The 18913-nt window shown below is 64.3% G+C and carries 19 protein-coding genes and 1 tRNA gene; 2 read left to right on the top strand and 18 right to left on the bottom strand.

Annotated elements, in window-relative coordinates; genetic code table 11:
* Positions 1-16: 16 nt before the first annotated feature.
* From QX048_RS06290 to QX048_RS06215, 16 genes are all read right to left on the bottom strand, one after another.
* Complete coding sequence (locus tag QX048_RS06290; RefSeq protein ID WP_315827168.1) at positions 17-1525, bottom strand: NADH-quinone oxidoreductase subunit M; 1509 nt, start codon at positions 1523-1525, stop codon at positions 17-19.
* Complete coding sequence (gene nuoL / locus QX048_RS06285; RefSeq protein WP_315827169.1) at positions 1522-3600, bottom strand: NADH-quinone oxidoreductase subunit L; 2079 nt, start codon at positions 3598-3600, stop codon at positions 1522-1524. Before nuoL ends, QX048_RS06290 begins: the two co-directional genes overlap by 4 nt.
* Positions 3601-3665: 65 nt before the next feature.
* Complete coding sequence (gene nuoK / locus QX048_RS06280; RefSeq protein WP_315711558.1) at positions 3666-3974, bottom strand: NADH-quinone oxidoreductase subunit NuoK; 309 nt, start codon at positions 3972-3974, stop codon at positions 3666-3668.
* On the bottom strand, positions 3971-4609 hold the full coding sequence (locus QX048_RS06275) for an NADH-quinone oxidoreductase subunit J (RefSeq protein WP_315827170.1): 639 nt from the start codon (positions 4607-4609) through the stop codon (positions 3971-3973). The genes nuoK and QX048_RS06275 overlap by 4 nt, the downstream gene beginning before the upstream one ends.
* Positions 4610-4813: 204 nt before the next feature.
* Positions 4814-5302, bottom strand: coding sequence for an NADH-quinone oxidoreductase subunit NuoI (gene nuoI / locus QX048_RS06270; RefSeq protein WP_006611003.1), 489 nt, complete (start codon positions 5300-5302; stop codon positions 4814-4816).
* Positions 5303-5309: 7 nt separating this feature from the next.
* Positions 5310-6380: an NADH-quinone oxidoreductase subunit NuoH gene (gene nuoH, locus QX048_RS06265; RefSeq protein ID WP_315711556.1), complete on the bottom strand. Its 1071-nt coding sequence runs from the start codon at positions 6378-6380 to the stop codon at positions 5310-5312.
* Positions 6381-6390: 10 nt separating this feature from the next.
* A complete protein-coding gene (nuoG, locus tag QX048_RS06260; RefSeq protein WP_315827171.1) occupies positions 6391-8460 on the bottom strand; it encodes an NADH-quinone oxidoreductase subunit NuoG in 2070 nt (689 codons plus the stop codon).
* 99 nt (positions 8461-8559) lie between these two features.
* Entirely contained in the window at positions 8560-9885 is a 1326-nt protein-coding gene (gene nuoF, locus QX048_RS06255; RefSeq protein ID WP_315711552.1) for an NADH-quinone oxidoreductase subunit NuoF, read from the bottom strand.
* Between the two features lie 22 nt (positions 9886-9907).
* Positions 9908-10123, bottom strand: coding sequence for a hypothetical protein (locus QX048_RS06250; RefSeq protein WP_315711550.1), 216 nt, complete (start codon positions 10121-10123; stop codon positions 9908-9910).
* On the bottom strand, positions 10120-10731 hold the full coding sequence (gene nuoE, locus QX048_RS06245) for an NADH-quinone oxidoreductase subunit NuoE (RefSeq protein ID WP_172109602.1): 612 nt from the start codon (positions 10729-10731) through the stop codon (positions 10120-10122). Before nuoE ends, QX048_RS06250 begins: the two co-directional genes overlap by 4 nt.
* 14 nt (positions 10732-10745) lie before the next feature.
* Complete coding sequence (locus QX048_RS06240; RefSeq protein ID WP_315750889.1) at positions 10746-11705, bottom strand: FkbM family methyltransferase; 960 nt, start codon at positions 11703-11705, stop codon at positions 10746-10748.
* A complete protein-coding gene (locus QX048_RS06235) occupies positions 11705-12901 on the bottom strand; it encodes an NADH-quinone oxidoreductase subunit D (RefSeq protein WP_315711546.1) in 1197 nt (398 codons plus the stop codon). Before QX048_RS06235 ends, QX048_RS06240 begins: the two co-directional genes overlap by 1 nt.
* A 55-nt stretch (positions 12902-12956) precedes the next feature.
* Positions 12957-13283, bottom strand: a complete 327-nt coding sequence (locus QX048_RS06230; protein ID WP_409999251.1) for a four helix bundle protein — start codon at positions 13281-13283, stop codon at positions 12957-12959.
* A 97-nt stretch (positions 13284-13380) separates the two neighbouring features.
* Positions 13381-13986, bottom strand: a complete 606-nt coding sequence (locus QX048_RS06225; RefSeq protein ID WP_315827173.1) for an NADH-quinone oxidoreductase subunit C — start codon at positions 13984-13986, stop codon at positions 13381-13383.
* 12 nt (positions 13987-13998) lie between these two features.
* Positions 13999-14583 carry a NuoB/complex I 20 kDa subunit family protein gene (locus tag QX048_RS06220; RefSeq protein WP_173424458.1) on the bottom strand — a complete coding sequence of 195 codons (585 nt, stop codon included), beginning with the start codon at positions 14581-14583 and terminating at the stop codon, positions 13999-14001.
* Positions 14580-14945 carry an NADH-quinone oxidoreductase subunit A gene (locus tag QX048_RS06215; RefSeq protein ID WP_008964559.1) on the bottom strand — a complete coding sequence of 122 codons (366 nt, stop codon included), beginning with the start codon at positions 14943-14945 and terminating at the stop codon, positions 14580-14582. Before QX048_RS06215 ends, QX048_RS06220 begins: the two co-directional genes overlap by 4 nt.
* A gap of 589 nt (positions 14946-15534) precedes the next feature.
* Between QX048_RS06215 and QX048_RS06210 the strand changes: the two genes are divergently transcribed.
* A complete protein-coding gene (locus QX048_RS06210; RefSeq protein ID WP_315711542.1) occupies positions 15535-15735 on the top strand; it encodes a hypothetical protein in 201 nt (66 codons plus the stop codon).
* Positions 15736-15928: 193 nt separating this feature from the next.
* On the opposite strand, the gene QX048_RS06205 is transcribed toward QX048_RS06210, so the two are convergent.
* Positions 15929-16005, bottom strand: a tRNA-Asp gene (locus QX048_RS06205).
* Positions 16006-16686: 681 nt separating this feature from the next.
* Between QX048_RS06205 and pepT the strand changes: the two genes are divergently transcribed.
* Positions 16687-17943 carry a peptidase T gene (gene pepT, locus QX048_RS06200; protein ID WP_315711541.1) on the top strand — a complete coding sequence of 419 codons (1257 nt, stop codon included), beginning with the start codon at positions 16687-16689 and terminating at the stop codon, positions 17941-17943.
* Positions 17944-17960: 17 nt separating this feature from the next.
* Here pepT and QX048_RS06195 read toward each other — a convergent pair whose 3' ends face one another.
* Entirely contained in the window at positions 17961-18818 is an 858-nt protein-coding gene (locus QX048_RS06195; protein ID WP_316193064.1) for a class I SAM-dependent methyltransferase, read from the bottom strand.
* Positions 18819-18913: the final 95 nt, after the last annotated feature.

Here is an 18913-nt window from a genome sequence, read left to right as displayed (position 1 = left end):
ACCCCTCAAGGTCTCATCATTGGAGCAGCGCGGCGGCCTTCACGGCCGTCACGGCGGTATTGTAGTTGTTGACGAGCTGCTGCACCGACGCCGCCGACATGTCGAGGATCGGCTTCGGATAAACGCCGAACAGGATGGTCAGCGCCACCAGCGGAAACAGGATCACGCCCTCACGCAGGGTGAGATCTTTGATGCTGGCGAGCGACGGCTTGGTCAGCGCACCGAACACCACCTTGCGGTAAAGCCACAACGCGTAGGCCGCCGAGAGGATGACGCCTGATGTCGCGAAGAACGCGGTCGGGATCGACACCTTGAAAGTGCCGAGCAGAGTCATGAACTCGCCGACGAAGCCGGACGTGCCGGGCAGGCCGACATTGGCCATCGTGAACACCATGAACACCAGAGCATAGACCGGCATCCGGTTCACGAGGCCGCCGTAGGCCGCGATCTCGCGGGTATGCATGCGGTCATAGACCACGCCGACGCAAAGGAACAGCGCGCCCGAGACGATACCGTGGGAAATCATCTGGAACACGCCTCCGGCGACACCCTGCATGGTGCCCGCGAAGATGCCCATGGTGACGAAGCCCATATGCGCCACCGATGAGTAGGCGATCAGCTTCTTGATGTCCTCCTGCATCAGCGCGACCAGCGAGGTGTAGATGATCGCGATCGCCGAGAGCGTGAACACCAGCGGCGCGAAGTCGTGCGAGGCCAGCGGGAACATCGGCAGCGAGAAGCGCAGGAAGCCGTAGCCACCCATCTTCAAGAGGATCGCGGCCAGGATCACCGAGCCCGCGGTCGGCGCCTCGACGTGCGCATCCGGCAGCCAGGTATGAACCGGCCACATCGGCATCTTCACCGCAAAGGAGGCGAAGAAAGCCAGCCACGCCCAGGTCTGCAAGGACCGCGGCACCGCAGTGTGCATCAGGGTCGGGATGTCGGTCGTGCCGGCGTTCCAGTACAGCGCCATGATGGCGAGCAGCATCAGCACCGAGCCGAGCAGCGTGTAGAGGAAGAACTTGAACGAGGCGTAGACCCGGCGCGGACCGCCCCAGACCCCGATGATCAGGAACATCGGAATCAGGCCGCCCTCGAAGAACAGATAGAACAGCACGAGGTCGAGCGCCGAGAACGTGCCGACCATCAGCGTTTCCAGGATCAGGAACGCCATCATGTATTCGCGCAGCCGGTTGGTCACCGACTTCCAGCTCGCGACGATGCAGAACGGCATCAAAGCGGTGGTCAGGATCACGAACGGCAGCGAAATGCCGTCGACGCCCATGTGGTAGCTGATGCCGGCCGCCAGCCAGTTCGACTTCTCGACGAATTGGAAGTCGGTCTGGGCGGGATCGAAGCGCAGTACCAGGATCACCGACACCGCGAACGTGATCAGCGTGGTCCATAGCGCGATCCAGCGCGCATTGCGCCGGGCTGCCTCGTCGTCGCCGCGGACCAGATAGATCAGCAGCGCACCGACGATCGGCAGGAAGGTGACGACGGAGAGAATTGGCCAGGTGGTCATTGCTGGCCCCCCATGAACATGAACCAGGTGATCAGGCCGGCGACGCCGATCAGCATGGCAAAGGCGTAATGATAGAGGTACCCGGTCTGGATCTTGACGACGTTGCGCGTGATGTCGAGCACCCGCGCCGAGACACCGTCCGGACCGAAGCCGTCGATGACGAAGCCGTCGCCCTTCTTCCAGAGGAAGCGGCCGAGCCACTTCGCCGGACGGACGAAGATCACGTCATACAGCTCGTCGAAGTACCACTTGTTGAGCAGGAACTTGTAGAGCAGCGGCTGCTGCGCGGCGAGCTCCTCCGGGATGTCCGGACGTCTGACGTAGAAGATGTAGGAGACCACAAATCCCAGCACCATCATGACGAAGGGAAGCTGAGCGAGCCAGGCCGGCATGTGCTCCATGTCTTCGAGAATGTGCGGGTTCATCTTCAGCGACTCGCCGAAGAAGTGCTCGACGCCATGGGGATCGGTGAACACGCCCTTGAACGGGAGGCCGGCCAGGATCGAGCCTGCCGCGAGCACGCCGATCGGGATGAGCATCCAGATCGGGCTCTCGTGTGCGGCATCATAATGATGCTGATCGTGCGGCGTGCCGAAGAAGGTCTTGAACACCAGGCGCCAGGAATAGAACGAGGTCAGGCCGGCGGCGACAATGGTGAGGAAATACGCGTAGGTCGCGAACGGATTGTGCGCGGCGTACGCGGCCTCGATGATCGCATCCTTGGAGAAGAAGCCTGCGAAGCCGGGGAAGCCGGTGAGCGCCAGGGTGCCGACCGTCATCACCGCGAAGGTGTATGGGATCTTGCGCCACAGGCCGCCCATGTTGCGGATGTCCTGCTCGTGATGCATCGCGTAGATCACCGAGCCAGAGCCCAAGAACAGCAGCGCCTTGAAGAAGGCATGCGTGAACAGATGGAACATGCCGACCGAGTAGGCCCCTGCTCCCATCGCCACGAACATGTAGCCGAGCTGCGAGCAGGTCGAGTAGGCGACGATGCGCTTGATGTCGTTCTGCACGAGGCCGACGGTCGCAGCGAAGAACGCCGTGGTCGCGCCGAAGAACATCACGACGGCCTGCGCGTTCGGGGCGAGCTCGAACAGCGGCGACAGGCGCGCGACCATGAAGACGCCGGCGGTGACCATGGTCGCGGCATGGATCAGCGCCGAGACCGGGGTCGGACCTTCCATCGCGTCCGGCAGCCAGGTGTGCAGCAGGAACTGCGCCGACTTGCCCATGGCGCCCATGAACAGCAGCAGGCAGGTCAGGGTCAGCGCGTCGGCATGCCAGCCGAGGAAGTTGATGGTCTTGCCGGCAAAGCTCGGCGCGGCGGCGAAGATGGTCTCGAAGTCGGTCGACTTCGCCAGCAGGAACACGGCGAAGATGCCGAGCGCGAAGCCGAAATCGCCGACGCGGTTGACGACGAAGGCCTTGATGGCGGCAGCGTTGGCCGACGGCTTCTGGAACCAGAAGCCGATCAGCAGGTAGCTCGCCAGACCGACGCCCTCCCAGCCGAAGAACAGTTGCACGAGGTTGTTCGCGGTCACCAGCATCAGCATCGCGAAGGTGAACAGGCTGAGATAGGCGAAGAAGCGCGGACGGTTCGGATCCTCGTCCATATAGCCGATCGAATAGAGGTGGACGAGCGAGGACACGCTGGTCACAACGACCAGCATCACCGCCGTGAGCGTGTCGACACGCAGCGCCCAGGACACCTGCAGCTCGCCGGAATTGATCCAGGGCAACAGCTCTTTCACGCCCGCCTCGTGGTGCATGAAGCCGACGCTGATCAGCATCGCCCAGGACAGGCCGGCCGACACGAACAGCAGCGCCGTCGTGATCACCTGCGCCGCCCAGGTGCCGGAGGCCGGCGGCTCGGCGACATGATGGTCGTCGTGTCCGTGGCCGTGATCGTCATGCGCGTGCACGTGCGCGTCGGCGGCGCCGTGGTGATGACCGTCGTCGTGATGATGCTCGACCGTATCACCGCTCGGATGGCGCGCATGCGCGCCGAGCAGCGCGATCAGGCCGGCCAGGATCGCGCCCAGCAGCGGCAGAAAGACAATGGCCTGGATCATTCGCCCGTTCCCTTACGCATGACCTTGCCGGCGAGCCGGCCCCCATCTGTGCGGATCATGCGCCCTTAGCCCTTCATCATATTGACGTCTTCGACCGCAATCGAGCCGCGGTTGCGGAAGTAGACCACCAGCACGGCAAGGCCGATCGCGGCTTCCGCCGCCGCAACTGTCAGAACCAGCAGCGCGAACACCTGCCCGACGATGTCGCCCAGGAATGTCGAGAACGCCACCAGATTGATGTTCACCGCGAGCAGGATCAGCTCGACCGACATCAGGATGACGATGATGTTCTTGCGGTTCAGGAAGATGCCGAGGATGCCGAGCGTGAACAGCATGGCGGCGACGGCGAGATAGTGTCCCAATCCGATGGTCATTTCACCCACTCCGCCGCGTCCGTATCCTGCAGCCCCTGCCCGACCGCGACCTTGCGGACCGCCATCGCCATCTCCGGCGTGCGCGCGTTCTGGACGTTGATGTCCTGGCGCTTGACGCTCGCCTTGTGGCGCAGCGTCAGCATGATCGCGCCGATCATCGCCACCAGCAGGATCATGCCGGAGAGTTGGAAGTAATGGATGTACTTCGTATAGAGCACGAGGCCGAGCGCCTCGGTGTTGGTGACGTTGGTCGGGATCGCCGCGGTGATCGCCTTCGGCGTCGTCGGGTTGATGACCCAGTAGGACACCGTCAGCAGCAGCTCGAACAGGAAGATGCCGCCGATGACCAGGCCGATCGGCATGTACTGCAGGAAGCCCTCGCGCAGCTCCGTGAAGTCGACATCGAGCATCATGATCACGAACAGGAACAGCACCGCGACCGCGCCGACGTAGACGACCACGAGGATCATCGCCAGGAATTCGGCGCCCATCAGCACGAACAGGCCGGAGGCGTTGACGAAGGCGAGGATCAGATAGAGCACCGAGTGAACGGGGTTCTTCGAGACGATCACCATCACGGCCGAAGCCACGCAGACCGCCGCGAAGAGATAGAAGAACAGCGCAGGAAGGATCATGCGAGGCTCCCGCGGTTCGCGACAAATCGGGCGGCTGATGACGCTGCGTTCCCTCCCCCCTTGTGGGGGAGGGTTAGGGAGGGGGGTAAGCCGCGAGTCCAGAGTGCGGGGCTTACCCCCCTCTCCACCTCTCCCCCACAAGGGGGGAGAGAGCCGACTGCCGTCGCGGCGGGAATGTGCATCCAAATGTCCACGATTACACCCTCAGCGGTACGGCGCGTCGAGCGCGATGGCTTTGGAGATCTCGCGCTCCCAGCGGTCGCCATTCGCGAGCAGCTTGGCCTTGTCATAATACAGCTCCTCGCGGGTCTCGGTCGCGAACTCGAAGTTCGGTCCTTCGACGATGGCGTCGACCGGACAAGCTTCCTGGCACAGGCCGCAGTAGATGCACTTCACCATGTCGATGTCGTAGCGCACCGTGCGACGGGTGCCGTCGTTGCGGCGCGGACCGGCCTCGATCGTGATCGCCTGCGCGGGACAGACCGCCTCGCACAGCTTGCAGGCGATGCAGCGCTCTTCGCCATTGGGATAGCGCCGCAACGCGTGCTCGCCGCGGAAGCGCGGCGAGATCGGGCCCTTCTCGAACGGATAGTTCAGGGTCGGCTTCGGCTGGAAGAAGTAGCGCATCGCGAGGAAGAACGCGGAGACGAACTCCTGCAGCAGCAGCGACCGTGCGGTGGCGGAAATGTTCATGACAGCCTCATTTCGGCGCGATGCCGGCGAAGTGCAGCACGCCTGCGACGATGACCACCATGGCCAGCGACAGCGGCAGGAACACTTTCCAGCCCAGTCGCATCAACTGGTCGTAGCGGTAGCGCGGCACGATCGCTTTCGCCATCGCGATCAGGAAGAACATGAAGAACAGCTTGAGCGAGAACCAGATGACGCCCGGCACCCAGTTGAACGGCGGCAGATCGATCGGCGGCAGCCAGCCGCCCAGAAACAGGATCGTCGCCAGCGCGCACATCGTGGTGATCGCGACATACTCGCCGAGCATGAACAGCAGATACGGCGTCGAGCCGTATTCCACCATGAAGCCGGCAACGAGCTCCGATTCCGCCTCAACGAGATCGAAGGGCGGACGGTTGGTCTCGGCCAGCGCCGAGACGTAGAACACCACGAACATCGGGAACAGCGGCCAGACGTACCAGTTCAGGATCGTCAGCTGCGGCAGGCCGATCAGGCTCGCAAGCCCGCGGGCATGCTGCGCCTCGACCACCGCCGAGAGGTTCAAGGTGCCGGCGCAGAGCAGCACGGTGATGATGACGAAGCCGATCGAGACCTCGTAGGACACCATCTGCGCCGCCGAGCGCAGCGCCGCCAGGAACGGATACTTCGAGTTCGACGACCAGCCGGCCATGATGATGCCGTAGATCGACAGTGACGAGATCGCGAAGATGAAGAGAATGCCGACATTGATGTCGGCGATCGCCCAGCCGAGATTGGTCGGGATCACCGCCCAGGCCGCCAGCGCCAGCACGCAGGAGACCAGCGGTGCCAGCAGGAACACGCCCTTGTTGGCGCCGGCCGGAATGATCGGCTCCTTGAGCACGAACTTCAGCAGGTCTGCGAACGACTGGAACAGGCCCCAGGGCCCGACCACGTTGGGACCCCTGCGGATCTGCACCGCCGCCCAGATCTTCCGGTCGGCCAGCAGGATGTAGGCGATCGCGACCAGCAGGACGACGAGCAGCAGGACGCTCTGCGCGACCATGATGATCAGCGGCCAGAGGAAGCCGGTCCAGAACGAGCTTGCGAAGAAATCAGCCATCAGGTCACGCTCACTCCGCTGCCGTCAGCATCTGCCCGGAAGCCAGGCGGGAACATTCCGCCATGACCGCCGATGCGCGCGCGATCGGATTGGTGAGATAGAAGTCGTCGATCAGCGGCTTGAACGGTGCCTTCTCGAGGTTGCCGCCCTTGCCAGCCAGGGTCTTGATGTCGGCGATCTTGCCCGCCTCGATCTGGTCGACGCGGCCAAGATGCGGCACGGCCTTGATGATCGCAACGCGCAGCGCGGCCAGCGAGTCGTAGCCGAGCTTCCTGCCGAGCACGTCGGACAGCGCCCGGATGATTGCCCAGTCCTCGCGTGCCTCGCCCGGCGGGAATGACGCCCGGCCCGTCATCTGCACCCGGCCCTCGGTGTTGACGTAGAGCCCGGACTTCTCGGTGTAGGCAGCCCCCGGCAGGATGACATCGGCACGATGGGCACCGCGGTCGCCATGGGTACCGATGTAGACGACGAAAACGCCCTCGGGCACCTCGACCTCGTCAGCGCCGAGCAGGAACATCACGTCCATGGTGCCGAACGTCGTCATCTGCGCAGCCGTGAGGCCGGTGCCGTTGAAGCCGATGTCGAGGGCGCCGACCCGCGAGGCGGTGTCGTGCAGCACGGCAAAGCCGTTCCAGTCGTCGCGCACGGCGTTGACGTCCATTGCGATCTTGGCGGCCAGCGACAGGATCGCGCCGCCATCGTGGCGCGCGGCGGCGCCGGCGCCGACCAGCACGATCGGGTTCTTGGCGTTGCGGAAGGTGGTTGCAAACGAGTGTTTGCCGGCGGCGACGTCGCTCAGCGAGTCCGTGCCCGCGCCGATGTGCTCATAGGCATAGGTCAGGTCGGCCTTGGGACCGACCACGCCGACCTTGAGCTGGCCCGAGCGCCAGCGCTTGCGGATGCGGGCGTTGAGGACGGCCGCTTCCTTGCGCGGATTGGCGCCAATGATCAGGATCGCATCGGCCTGCTCGATACCCGCGATGGTCGGATTGAACAGATAGGACGCACGGCCGAGCTTGGCATCGAAGCTGTCACCGCCTTGCACCGCGACGTTGGTCGAGCCGAGCTTGGCGAGCAGATCCTTGAGCGCGAACATCTCTTCGACCGCGGCGAGATCGCCGGCGATCGCGCCGATGCGCTTGCCGTCGATGCGCGACAGCTTGGTGGCAATCGCCTTGAACGCCTCCGGCCAGGAGGCGGCGCGCAGCTTGCCATCCTCGCGAACGTAGGGACGATCGAGCCGCTGCGTGCGCAGGCCGTCGACGACATGGCGGGTCTTGTCGGAGATCCACTCTTCGTTCACGGAATCGTTGATGCGCGGCAGGATGCGCATCACCTCGCGGCCGCGGGTGTCGACACGGATCGCCGAGCCCACGCCGTCCATGACGTCGATCGACTGCGTCTTGCCGAGCTCCCAGGGGCGTGCGGCGAAAGCGTAGGGCTTCGAGGTCAGCGCACCGACCGGGCAGATGTCGACCAGATTGCCCTGCAGCTCCGAACTCAGCGCCTGCTCGAGATACGTCGTGATCTCCATGTCCTCGCCACGGCCGATCGCGCCCATTTCCGGCACGCCGCAGACTTCCGCCGAGAAGCGGACGCAACGCGTGCACTGGATGCAGCGGTTCATCGAGGTCTTGACCAATGCGCCGAGATACTTGTCCTCGACGGCGCGCTTGTTCTCGGCAAAGCGGCTGGTGTCCACACCATAGCCCATCGCCTGGTCCTGCAGGTCACACTCGCCGCCCTGGTCGCAGATCGGGCAGTCCAGCGGATGGTTGATCAGAAGGAATTCCATCACGCCTTCGCGCGCCTTCTTGACCATCGGCGACCGCGTCGAGATCTCCGGCGGCTCGCCCTTCGGGCCCGGCCGGCAGTCGCGCACGCCCCAGGCGCAGCTCGCGACCGGTTTCGGTCCGCCCTTCACCTCGACGAGGCACATCCGGCAGTTGCCGGCGATCGACAGCCGCTCATGATAGCAGAAGCGCGGGATCTCGGCGCCCGCCGCCTCGCACGCCTGCAACAGCGTGTACTCCGGCGGCACATCGATCTCTTTGCCATCGATGATGATCTTGGTCATTGCCTCACATCTCTCTCAAACCACGGACCACCGCGCCGCTGCGCACCGTGAGGGCGCGAGCGCGGGGAAAACGTTGCTGGCGAACCGGACCGCCATCACCTACTCCGCCGCCACCATGTGCGCGGGATCGCGCACGCCGACGTCGTCGACATCGGCCTTGTGCGAATACTGGTCAATGCGCGCCTCGATCTCGTGACGGAAATGCGTGATCAGCCCCTGGATCGGCCAAGCTGCCGCGTCGCCCAGCGCGCAGATCGTGTGTCCCTCGATCTGCTTGGTGACTTCGAGCAGCATGTCGATCTCGCGCTTGTGCGCCCGGCCTTCGGCCATGCGCGTCAGCACGCGCCACATCCATCCGGTGCCCTCGCGGCACGGCGTACACTGGCCGCAGCTCTCATGCTTGTAGAAGTAGGAGATGCGCGCGATCGCCCGGATCAGGTCGGTCGACTTGTCCATCACGATCACGGCCGCGGTGCCGAGGCCGGAGCGCAGCTTCGACAGGCTGTCGAAATCCATCGGCGTATCGATGATCTGCTCGGCCGGCACCATGCGCACGGACGAGCCGCCGGGGATGACCGCCTTCAGATTGTCCCAGCCGCCACGGATGCCGCCGCAATGCTTCTCGATCAGCTCGCGGAACGGGATGCCCATCGCCTCTTCGACGTTGCAGGGCCGCTCGACGTGACCGGAGATGCAGAACAGTTTTGTGCCGACATTGTTCGGACGGCCGATGCCGGCAAACCACGCGGCGCCGCGGCGCAGGATGGTCGGCGCCACCGCGATCGACTCGACGTTGTTGACGGTGGTCGGGCAGCCATAGAGGCCGACGTTCGCCGGGAAAGGCGGCTTCAGCCGCGGCTGGCCCTTTTTGCCTTCGAGGCTCTCCAGCAGCGCGGTCTCCTCGCCGCAGATATAGGCGCCGGCGCCATGCGCGACATAGAGATCGAACGGCCAGCCATGGATGTTGTTCTTGCCGATCAGGTTGGCCTCATAGGCCTGATCGATCGCCGCCTGCAGCCGCTCGCGCTCGCGGATGAACTCGCCGCGCACATAGATGTAGCAGGCATGCGCGTTCATCGCGAAGCTGGCCAGCAGGCAGCCCTCGACGAGATGATGCGGATCGTGCCGCATGATCTCGCGATCCTTGCAGGTGCCGGGCTCGGACTCGTCGGCGTTGACCACGAGGTAGCTCGGCCGGCCGTCGGTCGATTCCTTCGGCATGAACGACCATTTCAGGCCGGTCGGGAAGCCGGCGCCGCCGCGGCCGCGCAGGCCTGAAGCCTTCATCTCGTTGATGATCCAGTCGCGACCTTTTTCGATCAGCGCCTTGGTGCCATCCCAGCTGCCGCGCCGGCGTGCGCCTTCGAGGCCCCAATCATGCAGGCCATAGAGGTTGGTGAAGATGCGGTCCTTGTCGTCGAGCATGATCAGACGGCTTCCTCGGATGTCAGCGGTTCGACTGCATGGTGGCGATGAAGGCGGCGCAGCCGCCGAACACCAGGGCCCACAGCAGACTGGACTCCAGCGTCGCATTGAGCGCGAACCGCTGCAGCACGAAAATGAAAGCGGCGGCTGCGAGCGTATGCAGCGCCACGTAGCGCCAGTTCTTCATCGCGGCGCCCTCTTCGGTCAGGGCCGCAACGCGGGTGCGATTGCGGCTCATGTCTTCTCCTTCAGCGTGGTCGGCCCGCCCGCCGGCGCCGAGAATTGGCGGCCATTCTGCGGACCCGGCGTCGGCAGGTTGCCGGTCGCGAAGCCGTCGAGCACCTTGCCGAAGCTCTCCGGCGTCAGGTCCTCATAGGTGTCCTTCCAGACCTGCACCATCGGCGCGTTCACGCAGGCGCCCAGGCACTCGACCTCTTCCCAGCTGAAGTCGCCGTCCTTCGACAGGTGGAAGGGATCGTGATGGATGCGATGCTTGCAGACCTCGATCAGTTCTTCGGCGCCGCGCAGACGGCACGGCGTGGTGCCGCACACCTGCACATGCGCCTTCTTGCCGACCGGCTGCAGCTGGAACATCGTGTAGAAGGTCGCCACCTCGAGCACGCGGATGTAGGGCATGCCGAGCATGTCGGCGACGACGCGGATGGCCGCCTCCGACACCCAGCCCTCGTTCTGCTCCTGCGCGCGCCACAGGATCGCGATCACGGCCGAGGCCTGGCGGCCTTCCGGATATTTCGCGATCTGCGCTTTGGCGAAGGCAAGGTTCTCGTCCGTGAACGCAAAGCTCGCGGGCTGGACTTCCTTCGGGGCAAGACGGCGGACGGACATGGCTCTTCAATCTTTCATTGCATGCGGCGCGCGGCACTTGCATTGAGCGCTGCGACGCGATTCTGCCAGAAGGCACTTGCAGTTCCGAACACGTTATAGCCGACGTGGGCGGACGCCTTGATCCGGTCGAGGATCGACAGCTCTGTCACGGTCTCGAGGCGGCCGCTTGCGGGGTCGTAGACCATCAGTTGCATCGGCGTCTGATCGAGGATGTAGCGCGAGACCGTATGGTTGCGATCCTGGCCGTGCTCCTCGCACAGGATCATGCTGTCGGTCGCGAGCAGCCGCGCCCCGCCCTTGATCGCCTCGATCTCGACGCCCTCGACGTCGAGCTTGATCAGGTACTTGCCGGAAGCGGCGACCTTGCCGTCGTCGATCAGATCGTCGAGCGCCATCACCGGCACCTGCTCACCGCCAGCGCTGTCGCCAGCGATACTGAAGGCCTCGTGCTTGGTACCGGTGAGATGCGCGACGCCGCGGCGTTCGCCGATGGCGCACTTCATCACTTCGAAGCGGCCGCCGTTGATCTGCGCATTGTTCGCGAGCTTGGCGAAGTTCGCCGAGGACGGCTCGATCGCGATCGCCTTGTGCGCGCCGTAGGGCGTGCTCGACACCAGCACCGACCAGTAGCCGTAATTGGCCCCGCCGTCGATGAAGGTGTAGTCGACATCGACAGTGCCGAGAAAAAGGAACTCGAGTTCGTCCTCATAGTGATAGTCGCGGTTGAGCAGCTTGCTCCAATAGCCGTCGCCATAGGGAAACTCGAACACGGCGTCCGGGTTGAGCTTCACCGCGATGTCGCGTTCGGGCAGCGCCAGGCGCAGCAGATTGGCACAGCGGTTGTAGCCGCGATGCGAGAAATGCGAGGAAATCTTCGAGCCGGTCGACAGCGCCAATGCAGCCGTGCGCTCCCAGAGGTTCGCTCCTTCGAGCGCTCCAGAAGCACGATCGAACTGGATCGGCGCATGGCCCATCAGCGGTCCACCTCTCCGAACACGATGTCGAGCGAGCCGAGAATGGCCGAGACGTCGGCGAGCAGATGGCCGCGGCAGATGAAATCCATCGCCTGTAGATGCGCGAAGCCCGGAGCGCGGATCTTGCACTTGTACGGCTTGTTGGTGCCGTCGGCGACGAGATAGACGCCGAACTCGCCCTTCGGCGCCTCGACGGCCGCATAGATCTCGCCTGCCGGCACGTGCACGCCTTCGGTGTAGAGTTTGAAGTGGTGGATCAGCGCTTCCATCGAGCGCTTCATCTCGCCACGGCGCGGCGGAGCGATCTTGTTGTCGGTGATCATCACCGGGCCCTGCCCGTCCGGTGCTCGCAGCTTCTGGATGCACTGCTTCATGATACGCACCGACTGGCGCATCTCTTCCATGCGGATCAGATAGCGGTCGTAGCAGTCGCCGTTCTTGCCGATCGGAACGTCGAACTCCATCTCGGCATAGACGTCGTAGGGCTGCGACTTGCGCAGGTCCCAGGCCGCGCCCGAGCCGCGCACCATCACGCCGGAGAAGCCCCACTCCCAGGCCTGCTTCAGGGTCACGACGCCGATGTCGACGTTACGCTGCTTGAAGATGCGGTTGCCGGTGAGAAGCCGGTCGAGATCGTCGACCACCTTCAGGAACGGATCGCAGAATGCGTCGATGTCGTCGATCAGCTTCGGCGGCAGGTCCTGGTGGACGCCACCGATGCGGAAGTAGTTGGCGTGCATGCGCGAGCCGGAGGCGCGCTCATAGAACACCATCAGCTTCTCGCGCTCCTCGAAGCCCCACAGCGGCGGGGTCAGCGCGCCGACGTCCATCGCCTGGGTGGTGACGTTGAGCAGATGCGACAGCAGCCGTCCGATCTCGGAGTAGAGCACGCGGATCAGCTGGCCGCGGCGCGGAACCTCGATGCCGAGCAGGCGTTCGGCGGCGAGGCAGAAGGCATGCTCCTGATTCATCGGCGCGACGTAGTCGAGCCGATCGAAATAGGGCATCGCCTGCATGTAGGTCTTGGTCTCGATCAGCTTCTCGGTGCCGCGATGCAGCAGGCCGATATGCGGATCGACGCGCTCGACCACCTCGCCGTCCAGCTCCAGCACCAGACGCAGAACGCCATGGGCCGCCGGATGCTGCGGGCCGAAATTGATCGTGAAGTTGCGGAGGGCCGGGCTCTGCTCGTTCATGCTGAAGCTCCCGCTTCCTGGCGAGTAGCGAATGGCGAATAGCGAATAGCGAACGTCATTTCGGCGACTTGTCCTGTAACGACCGGATGAGCGCGCGAACCATCTTGCCCAAGTTCTCGCATTGCGTGAGCGAGGCTTTCAGGTCCGACGACGGCAAAAGGCCAACACGCTCCGCCAAGATCAGATGTGTTTCGAGTTCTTTCAGTGAGCCTTGCGCGATTCGCAAAGACTGGACGAAGCTGCCGGTGTTCTCTCGCCCGTGCCCCTCGGTGATGTTGGCGGCAATCGAACCTGATGACCGCCTGATCTGTGACGTCAGTCCGAACTGCTCCTCGCGAGGAAATTGGCGCGTCAGCCGATAACACGCCTCCGCAAGGGACATGGCATCCTGCCAAACCCGGAGGTCGCGATATGAATTTATCGGCTGCGAGGTCAACCATCATCCCTATTCGCTACTCGCTATTCCCTATTCGCCCAATTCACTTCGTCGCCTTCTCATCGCCCGGCAGCGGATAGTCCGCACCTTCCCAGGGCGACAGGAAATCGAACTTGCGGAATTCCTGGTTGAGCCGCACCGGCTCGTAGATGACCCGCTTCTCCTGATCGTCGTAGCGCACCTCGACGAACCCCGTCGTCGGGAAGTCCTTGCGCAGCGGATGGCCGTCGAAGCCGTAATCCGTCAGCAGGCGGCGCATGTCCGGGTGGCCGACGAAGATCACGCCGTAGAGGTCGTAGGCCTCGCGCTCGAACCAATCGGCGCCCGGAAAGACATCGATCAGCGACGGCACCTGCGTCGTCTCGTCGGCCTCGGCCTTCAGCCGGATGCGCGCGTTCAGCGTCGGTGACAGGAAGTGATAGACAACATCGAAACGTTTGGCGCGCTCAGGATAGTCGACCGCCGTGATGTCGGTGATGTTGACGAAGCGGAGAGCCGGATCGTCGCGCAGATGTGTCACGACCTCGATGATCCGGGCGGACTCCACGTTCACCGTGAGCTGATTGAAAGCGACCGTATGGCCGATCGCGGCGCCCGGGAGCGCGCTTACGATCGTCTGCCCAAGGGCGTCGAGCCTGCCGTCGTCCATAACGAAAAACCTTCAGCGTTCGATGGTGCCGGTGCGCCGGATCTTCTTCTGCAGCAGCAGCACACCGTACAGCAGCGCTTCGGCGGTCGGCGGACAGCCGGGCACGTAGATGTCAATGGGAACGATGCGGTCGCAGCCGCGGACCACCGAATAGGAATAGTGATAGTAGCCGCCGCCATTGGCGCACGACCCCATCGAGATGACGTAGCGCGGCTCCGGCATCTGGTCGTAGACCTTGCGCAGCGCCGGCGCCATCTTGTTGGTCAGCGTGCCGGCGACGATCATCACGTCGGACTGGCGCGGCGAGGCGCGCGGCGCGAAGCCGAACCGCTCGACGTCGTAGCGCGGCATCGAGACCTGCATCATCTCGACGGCGCAGCAGGCCAGGCCGAACGTCATCCACATCAGCGAGCCGGTGCGGGCCCAGGTGATGAGATCGTCAGCGGTGGCGACGAAGAATCCCTTGTCCGACAGCTCGTGCCTGACCTCGAGGAAATACGGGTCGTTGGCACCGATCGGCCTGCCGGTCGCGGGATCGAGAATGCCCTTCGGGGCCGGAGCGATCGCCGGCCCGGTCGAGGACGTGGTCGGGCTCAATCCCATTCAAGCGCGCCTTTCTTCCATTCGTAGGCAAACCCGACCGTCAACACGGCCAGGAACACCAGCATCGACCAGAAGCCGGCCGCGCCGAGCTTGCCGAATGCGACTGCCCAGGGGAACAGGAAGGCGACTTCGAGGTCGAAGATGATGAAAAGGATGGCAACCAGATAGAAGCGGACGTCGAACTTCATGCGGGCGTCGTCGAACGCATTGAAGCCGCACTCGTACGCGGAGAGCTTCTCGGGATCGGGCTGCTGGTAGGCGACCAGGAACGGCGCGATCAGCAGCACCACCCCGATGATGGCTGCGACACCTATGAAAACGACGAGGGGGAGATAGTTCTGAAGGATGCCGGTCATCGGCGCCACTTTCCTCTGCGGTTTCGGTGCAAACCGCAGACTCGTTGCATTGGAATTGGTCGAAGCCTTAGCGCAGCGCACCAAGCCGCGCAAGACAAGCCGTCTCGCCGGTGTCATCCCTCCCCACATTGCGGAAACCCGGACACACCGAGCAGCGGCGCCGCGGATGACGCGTGCAGGAGCCGCATTGCAGACCCGCAGCATTACGGTGCCGCACGGTCCAACGCAGGACGCTGAGGCGATCAGCAATCGCGAGGACGCACGCCGGTGTGCGCAGGCTGGCTGGTCGGAGACGGATGCGGATCAGCGCTCGATCGGGAGATCCAAACGAGGCGACGGGACCGTCACCCGATAGGCTTCCGTTACCGCGGGAGATGGTCACGAAGGGCCGCCGGATCAAGATCATCCACGGCCGCCGTCGATACCGGCACCGCCGCGCGCTGTTAGCCCCGGCCGCATACTCCCGATTGCCGCCGCGGCGGCTGCAACCGATGAAACCATTTTGAGGAAACGAAGAAACGGGATCGAAACAAAGCGGGGGTACATGTCCAGGCAACAAAGTGGCGCTCTGAGACGCCGGGAGGCTGACATGAACCACTCGCTGCATTCCGCAGACCGATCGACCCATCTGAAGATCGTCGTCGTTGCCCTGGTCGCCGGCATCGCGGTGACCGCTTTCGGCATCGCGACCCGCGCCAACGTCGACTACAGCCAGACGGCATCGCACGTCGTGAAGGCAGGCAAGCCGGTGACCATGACGAGTTCCAGCGACTCGATGGTCGTCCGCTGAGGCCACTGCTCCGCTGCCATCTGACGGCAATCGCAGGCCACCCGCCGGGTGGCCTTTTTCATGCCGATCGGAAAATCGGCGACGGAGCACTTGCAGTCCGGCGGAGCGCCAGGTCGTAGACGGGAAGGGATCGCGCGGCGTCGCTGATTGCGCCAGCGGACAGATCACATCAAAAGCTAAGCCATTGAAAACATGGCGCGAGAGACGGGGCTCGAACCCGCGACCTCCGGCGTGACAGGCCGGCGCTCTAACCAACTGAGCTACTCCCGCGTGATCGCGAAATCCGCGGAGGAGTGCGACTTAAAGGGGCGATGTTTCGAAGTCAAGGACAATGAACCGACAGCTGTGCGAAGTCCTTGATGGGGGAGCAATGCAGGACGCCCGATCTCCTTGGCTGGGCCCGGGCAGCCGACGTTAGTCGCCGCACGGTGATGGGCCAAATCGACCTGTCCCGCGTCTCTCCTTCCGGACCGCGGCAACCCCGCCCCGCGGCGGCGGCGCTGGCGGTCGCTTCGCGACGACGTCGCAGGCCGGATATGGCAAAATGGGCGCCAAGTCCGACCGCGCATGCTTCCGACCGGGCATTGAAATTTCCGGCCGCGGTCCCCACCGAGGCGCACTTGCTGACCAGGAAGCGAGTGAGAGGAGATTCCTCGCGGACGCTGCCCACGAATCGCCCGCCACCGGTGCGAGGAAGATGAGCTTCGAATCGCCGGAGTCGGTATCCTGCAGGTGGCGCGCGCCGGAGTGCGCAATCCTGCTGTCGGCGAGGCGGTGCTGATCAACGCCGGCCCGCGACCCGCCGTATTCCGCACGGGAGCTGGCGGACGATCTTTGATCAGAGCGGAAACCATTGATAGGTTGCCACCCCCTGGTATCTGGCATGCAATAACTGATATATTAGTATACTGATACCTCCACTAACGTCTCCCTCTCTCTCTCTTGGTGCCCATGTCCGACCCGCTTCGCAGCTACACCCACTCCGTCACCGAGCGCCTGCTCCGCTACGCCGCGATCGACACCCAGTCGGACCCGACATCGCCGACCTGTCCTTCGACGCTCAAACAGAAGAATCTCGGCCGGATGCTCGCAGCCGAGCTGCAGGCAATGGGCCTCTCGGACGCTCACCTGGACGACCATGGCTACGTCTATGCGACCATCCCCGCCACCACCGACAAGGCCGTGCCGGTGATCTGCTTCTGCTCGCACATGGACACGTCGCCCGATTGCTCCGGGGCCAACGTGAAGCCGCAGATCGTGCGCAACTACCAGGGCGGCGACATCGTGCTGCCGGGGGACCCGAGCCAGATCATCCGTGCGGCTGAGCATCCTGCATTGAAGGACCAGATCGGCAACGACATCGTCACCACCGACGGCACCACCCTGCTCGGGGCCGATAACAAAGCCGGCATCGCCGAGATCATGGACGCGGCGCAGTTCCTGATCAGCAATCCGCAGATCAAGCACGGCACCATCAAGATCCTGTTCACGCCGGACGAGGAGATCGGCCGCGGCGTCGACCGGGTCGACCTGAAGAAGCTCGGCGCCGACTTCGGCTACACGATGGATGGCGAAACCGCCGGCAACATCGAGGACGAGACCTTTGCCGCCGACGGCGCCACCATCCTCATCAACGGCGTCAGCGCCCATCCCGGCTTTGCCAAGGGCAAGATGGAGCACGCGATCAAGATCGCGTCCGCAATCGTCGATCGGCTCCCGAAGGATGGCTGCTCGCCGGAGACGACGGAGGGCAAGGAAGGCTTCCTGCATCCGGTCGGGATCTCCGGCGCGCTCGAACAGGCGCGACTCGACTTCATCGTGCGCGATTTCAGCGAGCAGGGCCTGCGGCAGAAGGAAGCGCTGCTCGAGGACATCGTCAGGGATGTCCTGAAGGACTATCCGCGCTCGAGCTATCGGATGGAGGTTCGGCAGCAATACCGCAACATGAAGGAGGTCATCGATCTGCATCCGGAGATCGTGACCTATGCCGAGGAGGCGATCCGCCGCGCCGGCCTGACGCCGGTCAGGACATCGATCCGCGGCGGCACCGACGGTTCGCGGCTGTCGTTCATGGGCCTGCCCTGCCCCAACATCTTTGCCGGCGAGCATGCCTTCCACTCGCGTCTCGAATGGGTCAGCGTCCAGGACATGGAGAAGGCGGCGCAGACCATCGTCCATCTGGCGATGATCTGGGAAGAGCGATCCTGAGCGCCGTCCGGCGCGCGTCAGACGCGCGCCGTCACCAGCCAGATCGAGCCGGCGAGCGTCACGCTGTCGCCGCGTACATACTGCGTCAGCAGCTCGCGGACCGACTGCCGCGCCGCCTCGCGCGTCTCCTGGGGATGCCCCTCCAGCGCGCGGCTGGCGGGGCCGATTTCGAACGCCGACTCCACTGCCGCCTCGAGACCCTGCCCGCGGGCGATGTCGAGTGACAGCGCATGCGCCTCCAGCGCGACGTCGCTGAAGCCGGCCTCGCCGAGGATCCGCGCCACTCGCGCTTCGGATGCGAAGGCGAACGGGCCAGGATCCTCCGGCGCCATCTCCGGCAGCTTCGGGACGTGACGATAGACCGCCTGCAGCGGCGCGATCATCCAGGGATTGGCCTTCGGCTCGCGCCAGCAGGCGAACACGACCCGGCCGCCCGGCTTCAGCGCGCGGCGGATGTTGGCGAACGACGCCACCGGATCGGCAAAGAACATCACCCCGAACCGCGACACCAGCAGATCGAGGCTCGCCGGCGCGAACGGATACACGGTCGCGTCGGCCAGCACGAACTCGGCGGGAAGCCCGGCCGGCGCCACCGCGCGCGCCCGCTCGAGCATCGGTGCGGAGATGTCGACGCCGAGAACGGAGCCGCCGGGCGCCACCTGCCCGGCCAGTGCGATCGACAAACCACCACAGCCGCAGCCGATGTCGAGAATGCGATCACCCGGCTTCGCGGCGATACGCTCGATCAGGATCTGCGACACCGGTGCGAGCAGGATATCCTGCGCCTCCTGGCGATCGGACCAGCGCTGGCCGCCGGGCCCGTTCCAATAGGCGATCTGGTCGGCGTTGCGGTCGTCCCCTGCCGGCAATTGCATGATGTGCCCTGTCTGATTGAGGTCATCGCAAGAACCGGCATGGCGCATGCAGCCGCCTGTCCTGTCAAGGCACGAGGCCGCGATGCGCTTGAGTA

Origin of the sequence: Bradyrhizobium sp. SZCCHNS30572, assembly GCF_032484415.1 — a bacterium.
Lineage (GTDB): Bacteria > Pseudomonadota > Alphaproteobacteria > Rhizobiales > Xanthobacteraceae > Bradyrhizobium.
Note: the sequence above shows the minus strand (reverse complement) of the source record. Positions and strands in the feature narration are given on the sequence as shown.